Annotated in this window: 7 protein-coding genes; 1 reads left to right on the plus strand and 6 read right to left on the minus strand. The window is 72.9% G+C overall.

Annotation, left to right across the window (positions count from 1 at the left end):
* From AB0J52_RS25000 to AB0J52_RS25025, 6 genes are all read right to left on the minus strand, one after another.
* Positions 1-1,009 (minus strand): Vgb family protein (locus AB0J52_RS25000; protein ID WP_500184609.1); only part of this gene is annotated, 1,009 nt, incomplete at its 3' end.
* 285 nt (positions 1,010-1,294) lie between these two features.
* The gene (locus tag AB0J52_RS25005; protein ID WP_500184610.1) at positions 1,295-1,768 is read right to left on the minus strand and encodes a hypothetical protein; all 474 of its coding nucleotides are present in this window, start codon (positions 1,766-1,768) and stop codon (positions 1,295-1,297) included.
* Positions 1,769-2,012: 244 nt separating this feature from the next.
* Positions 2,013-3,329 carry a dicarboxylate/amino acid:cation symporter gene (locus tag AB0J52_RS25010; RefSeq protein WP_500184613.1) on the minus strand — a complete coding sequence of 439 codons (1,317 nt, stop codon included), beginning with the start codon at positions 3,327-3,329 and terminating at the stop codon, positions 2,013-2,015.
* 181 nt (positions 3,330-3,510) lie between these two features.
* The gene (locus AB0J52_RS25015) at positions 3,511-3,636 is read right to left on the minus strand and encodes a putative leader peptide (RefSeq protein ID WP_500184615.1); all 126 of its coding nucleotides are present in this window, start codon (positions 3,634-3,636) and stop codon (positions 3,511-3,513) included.
* 52 nt (positions 3,637-3,688) lie between these two features.
* Positions 3,689-3,955 (minus strand): hypothetical protein, encoded by a 267-nt coding sequence (locus AB0J52_RS25020; RefSeq protein ID WP_500184617.1) that lies wholly within the window; start codon positions 3,953-3,955, stop codon positions 3,689-3,691.
* The gene (locus AB0J52_RS25025; protein WP_500184619.1) at positions 3,952-5,301 is read right to left on the minus strand and encodes a PspC domain-containing protein; all 1,350 of its coding nucleotides are present in this window, start codon (positions 5,299-5,301) and stop codon (positions 3,952-3,954) included. The genes AB0J52_RS25020 and AB0J52_RS25025 overlap by 4 nt, the downstream gene beginning before the upstream one ends.
* A gap of 123 nt (positions 5,302-5,424) precedes the next feature.
* On the opposite strand from AB0J52_RS25025, the gene AB0J52_RS25030 reads away from it, so the two are divergent.
* The coding region (locus AB0J52_RS25030; protein WP_500184621.1) for a PspC domain-containing protein at positions 5,425-5,578 on the plus strand (154 nt) is incomplete at its 3' end.

The following is a 5,578-nucleotide window of genomic DNA, read 5'->3' on the forward strand; positions in this document are numbered from 1 at the left end:
GCCGCCAGGCGAGCCCCCCGGAGCCGGAGGCGGGAGCGCTGTACCAGATCTTGCCGTCCGCGCCGAGCATCAGGCTGCGCGGCGCGGAGAGCGTCGCGGGCAGCGGGTACTCGGTGATGCTTCCGGACGCGTCGACCACGCCGATGTTGCTCGCGGCGGTCTCGGCGAACCAGACCCGGCCGTCCGGGCCGGCGAGGATGCCGGTCGGCTTGGAGTCGGGGGTCCCGGGCGAGAACTGGCTGACGGCGCCGGTCGCCGGGTCGACGAAGCCGACCTTGCTCACCGACGGCTCGGTGAACCAGATCTTGCCGTCCGCGCCGGCCGCGATGTCGGAGAGCGCGGGCTGGCCCAGCGTCGAGCCGGGCACCGGGAACTTCTTGACCTCGCCGGTCGCGGTGTCGAGGCGGCCGACGGAGCCCGTCTGGTCGGCGTACCAGACCGCCTCGTCCTTGGCCAGCGTGATGCTGGAGGGGAAGCCGCCGGCGGCGAAGAGGGCGAGGTTGCCGGACGCGTCGATCCGCCCGATCACGCCGGCGTTGACGCCGGAGAACCACATCGAGCCGTTCGCGCCCGGCGTGACGGAGTTGACCATGGCGTAGCTGAAGTTCAGCGGCCCGGTCGTCGGGAGCTCGAACAGCGTGGAGCCGCCGGTCGCCGGGTCCACGCGCCCGATGCGCGGCACGGTCTGGGACATGTCGGTGTACCAGATGGAGCCGTCGGTCCCGTTGGCCATGGCGCCGGGCAGGGCCTTGAGCTTCTGGGAGTTGGCCGGGACCGCGTACTCGGTCACCTTGCCGGAGGAGATCTTTCCGATGCCACCCGCGTTCTCGGTGAACCACACCGAGCCGCCGGGGCCCTTGGCGAGCCCGGCGGGCATCACGTCCGGAATCGGGACGGAGTACTCGGTCACCGGCGCGGCGTGCGCGGCGGTGGCCGAGACCGTCAGGAACGAGGTGGTGCCCAGGGCCGCGGCTAGTGCCGCCGCCCCCGCGCGCGTCCTACGACGCATGCTTCGCCTCCTTCTGGGGACCCCGGCCGGACACGCAGGCAGGACGTGGGTGGGGTGGGGGTCCGGGCGTCCAACAAAAACGTGAAGGTTCATACAAACCGGTCAGTAACTACTGATGTCAACAAGATCGTTTTCGCGTGGCCGGATCCGGCCACCGTGCCAACCGGACGCCTGGCCCGCACGTCTTCGCCCGTTGCCGTCCGAAAACGCTGAACGGCCCCGCAACCTGGGGTTACGGGGCCGTTCAGGGATGATCCGGATGCGCGAGGCGGCGCTCTCGGGGCCTCAGCTCTTGTGGGTGAACCTGTCGACGGTTCCGCTCGTCCAGGTGACCGTGAGGTTCTTGCCGTCGAGGACGGCCTTGCCCTGCGTGCGCTTGGTGGAGTGGTCCGCGCAGGTGAGCACGATGGCGTTCTGGGCGTCGACGGTGCCGGTGCAGAAGTTCGGGGCGTTGAGGGCCGCCGCGCCCCGGTAGAAGAAGAGCTTGACCCCGCCGGACGTCCAGGTGCCGTCCAACTTGGACGGAGCCGCGCGGCCGGGCGTCACGCCGTTGACGGTGACCGGCGCTCCGGGCGAGCCGGAAGGCGCGCCAGGGGAGGCGCCAGGCGCACCCGCGGACCCGGAGCCGGAGGGGGAGGCGGAGGCCGGGGCCGGGGTGGAGCCGGCGGCCCGGCCGGAGTCGTCCCCGTCGTCGCCGCCGCCTCCGCAGGCGGTGGCCAGGGCCAGGACCAGCGCGGTCGCGGCGATCGGTCGGAGCATGCTCGGCCTCCTCGGCAGGGGGTGGACCCGCCGTCCGCGCACCCGGAAGGCGGGGCCGCTCACACTAGCGCCGTCCCGCCCCCGATCGGCGAGTCGGCGGACGGACACCGGCCGCCCGGACGAGCACCGGCCGCCCGGACGAGCACCGGCCGCCCGGAACGCGGAACGGCCCCGCGTCCGGGTGGGGACGCGGGGCCGTTCGGCCGAGGGGCGGGCGGCGCCGCCCGGACGCCGCCCAGGTCCGTCAGGCGGGGACGGGAACCGTCTCGCGCTGGACCGGGACCTCCTGCTTCGGGGCCGAGCCCAGGTCGCCCTTGGGGGCGTTGAAGACCTCTTCGTCGAGGAGGTTCTCCGACCGGGACACGATCACCGGGATCGCGATCTGGCCGGCCACGTTCAGCGTGGTCCGCGCCATGTCGATCACCTTGTCGATGGCGATCAGGTAGCCGACCGCGGTGAGCGGCAGGCCGACCGTCGTCAGCGTCAGGGTGAGCGCGACCAGCGCCGGGCCGGGCGTGCCGCCGGTGCCGAGCTGGCCGATGACCGCGGCGAGCGCGATCAGCAGGTAGTCGGCGAGGCCGAGGTGCAGGTTCATGTACTGCGCCACGAAGACCGCCGCGACCGCCGGGTAGATCGCGCCGCAGCCGTCGAACTTGATGGTCGCGCCGAGCGGCTGGGCGAAGCTGGCGTACTCCGGCTGGACGCCGTTGCGCTCGATCTGCACCCGCTGCGCGATCGGCAGCGTCGCCATCGAGGACGAGGAGACGAACGCGAACTGCAGCGCCGGCCAGGAGTTGCGGAAGAACTTCAGCGGGGAGACGCGGCCGAACACCCGCAGCAGCACCGGGTAGCCGAGCAGCAGCATGATCGCGACGGCGAGGTAGATCGCGCCGGTGAACTTCGCCAGCGGCTCCAGCGTGGACGGCCCGTAGGTGGCCACGACCGAGCCGATCAGGAAGAACGAGCCGATCGGGGTGAGCCGCACGACCCACCAGACGATCTTCTGCATCACGCCGTACAGGTCGTCCACCAGGGCGGTGATGCGCTCGCCGCGCTCGCCGACCGCGACCAGCGCCGCGCCGAACAGCACGGCGAAGGTCACCACGCCGAGCACGTTGCCCTCCGACATCGCCTTGACGATGTTGGACGGGAACAGGTTGTGCAGGACCTGGGTCCAGGTGACCGGGTCGGTCTCGGTCTTCTCGCTGGCGAGCTGCCCGAGGCCCTTGCCGGGGTTGATCAGGAAGGCGACGCCGAGGCCGACGGCGGTCGAGATCGCCGAGGTGGCCACGAACCAGCCGAGGGTCTTGCCGGTCAGCCGGGCGACGTTGCCGACGTTGCGCAGCTTGCCGATGCTCACCACGATCGCGGCGAACACCAGCGGCACGACGACGACCTTCAGCAGCGACACGTAGACGTCGCCGAAGGGGTCCAGCCAGTCGGTGGCGATCTTGCTGCCATCGTCGGCGGTGTTGTTGATGACGGCGCCGACGGCGACGCCCAGCACGAGCGACAGCACGATCTGCTGCCAGAACTGCCACTTCCAGACGCGAAGGTTCACAGACACTGCTCCAGGGATGGTTCACCGGCGGCCGGAGACGCGGGCGCTCCGCCGTCCGGGGACGGAGGCGGGCGCGACCCGTGAGCGGGCGTGCGACAGGGAGGGCACGATCCGTGGGCGCGGCGCGGAAGGGCGCGGTCGCCGACGGCGGGTGAACGAGGTCAGGGACGAGAGAGGGGCGTCAGCCGTGACACAGCACGCTGGCGAGGCGGCACAGGTCGACGTGCAACCTGGCGACCAGCCAAATCTTCTTCTCGGAGAACCTCACGAGGAAATTTAACCTCAATGTCCGGTTTATGTGTTCCACTGGAGCGGGGTGATGCTGGTCACATTCCTACCGGAATAGTGGGAAACGCCGGTCAGGGCCGGCCGCGGCGCTGGGCCTTGAGGAGCGCCCGGACGATCCCGAGCAGCCCCATCAGGACGAGCACGACCGCCGCGACGACCATCGGGTCGCCGATCGGGCGGTCGCGCACCCAGCCGGCGATGAACACGCCGGCGACGGCCAGGTAGAACACCCCGGCGACGGGCGCGGCCGGGTCCAGGCGGCGCCGGGGGCGCCTCCCGCCGGACTCGGCCTCGGAGCCGGGGCCCGAGCCGGTGTAGGGGTCGGTGCGGCCGGTCACCGGGTCACCTGCACGTCTCCGAGCGTCCCTCGGATCCGGAGGGTGATCACGGCCGGGTTGGAGCCGCCCGCGGTCGGTTCGAGGACCTCGGTCGTCCGGGCGTTCGGGCCGTTGACGGTCCGCTGCCCGATCCGGATGTCGCCGATCTTGACCCGCGCGTCCAGCTTCACCCGCGCGCCCGCGGGCAGCTCCACCCGCAGCTGGCCGGTCCAGACGGCCGCCGAGACCTCCAGCCGCTCGCCCGGCTTCACCGGCAGCGCGGTCAGGTCGAGCGTGCCGTTCCCGATCGTCACCCGGTAGTCCTGCGCGACCTGGGTCGCGTCGGTCGGTCGCCACATGGTGTCCCCGAACTCTCCGCCGCGCGGTGCCGTCGCGGCCACAGACGTCGTCAACAGTGCGAACGTGAGCAGGGACGCCACGGTCGCCAGGCCCCGCACCCGGAAGCGGACGCCCGCCAGCAGGCCCGCTCCGGTCACGGCGAGCGCCGTGGCGAGGACGAGGGTCCAGCCGTCCCAGTCGTCCCGTGCGGACAGTTCGTACTGCGCGGTGATCCAGGCCGCGCCGGCCGCCAGGGCCATCACGAACCAGGTCAGGGGCGACTTGGCCCGGTGGCGGTACCCGTGGGGGTGCGCCCCGGCCGCCCGGGCCCGCGCCCGGTCGTGGTCCCGCGTCCCGTACGCGCCGAGATCGACGGCGTCCGGGCCGTACCGGTACGACGTGTCGTCGGCGGGCGGGCCCCCGGCCCCCGTCCCCGGCCCTCCGGTCGCGCCGGGCGCCCCCGTGCGGCCCAGCGTGGAGAGGTCGATCATGCCGTCCGGCAGCGGCGAGCCCTTCGGCGGAGCCGTGCGGAACTCCTGCTCGGACGGCGTCGCCGGCGGATGGCCCGCCAGGCGCTCCGGCAGCGTCCGGGCGACGTCCACCAGGTTCACGCCGCGGGCGTGCGCCACCAGCAGCACCAGGCCGAACACCGTCAGCACCGCGACCGCGTCGGTCGAGACGCCCGAGCCGATCACGCTGAGCAGGACGCTCGCGCCGAGCAGCAGCCCGAGGACGGTCAGCACCCCGGACGCGTCGAACCGGCGGTGGAAGAGCCGCTCGGCCGCCGACATGCCCTCCGGGCGGTCCGGCATGAACAGCGCGGCGAGGATGTAGAGCAGGATGCCCTGCCCGTGCGCCAGCGTCAGCACACCGAACCCGACCCGGAACACGACCGGGTCGACGCCCGTGCGGGCGCCGAGGCCCGAGCACACGCCGGCGAGGAACCGCCCCTCGGTGCGCCGCGCCAGCCGGGGCAGTCCGCCCGGCGGAGGCGTGGTGGCGGCGTCCTGCCGCTGATCGGTGTCCATGCCTCCATGGTGGCGTCCCGCGTCCCCGCGCGGTATCGGGGACGCCCCTGACCCGACCCTGAGGACGGCACTGGGGGATGTCCCGGATGGCGCATCCGTCCCGGTCGTGTGACCATCGGTGACGTGGGAGAACGCGACGAGAGCGGGGTAGGCGCCCCGGCCGGTCCCGGACGGGCGCGGCTGGAGCGCGCGCGCCGCGGCCGGCTGGTCGCCGGGGTGTGCCGGGGCCTCGCCGAGCACCTCGGCATCGACGTGCTGCTGGTGCGGGCCGCGTTCG

The sequence above is a fragment of the Spirillospora sp. NPDC049652 genome, assembly GCF_040675125.1.
In the GTDB taxonomy this organism is placed as follows: Bacteria; Actinomycetota; Actinomycetes; order Streptosporangiales; family Streptosporangiaceae; genus Spirillospora.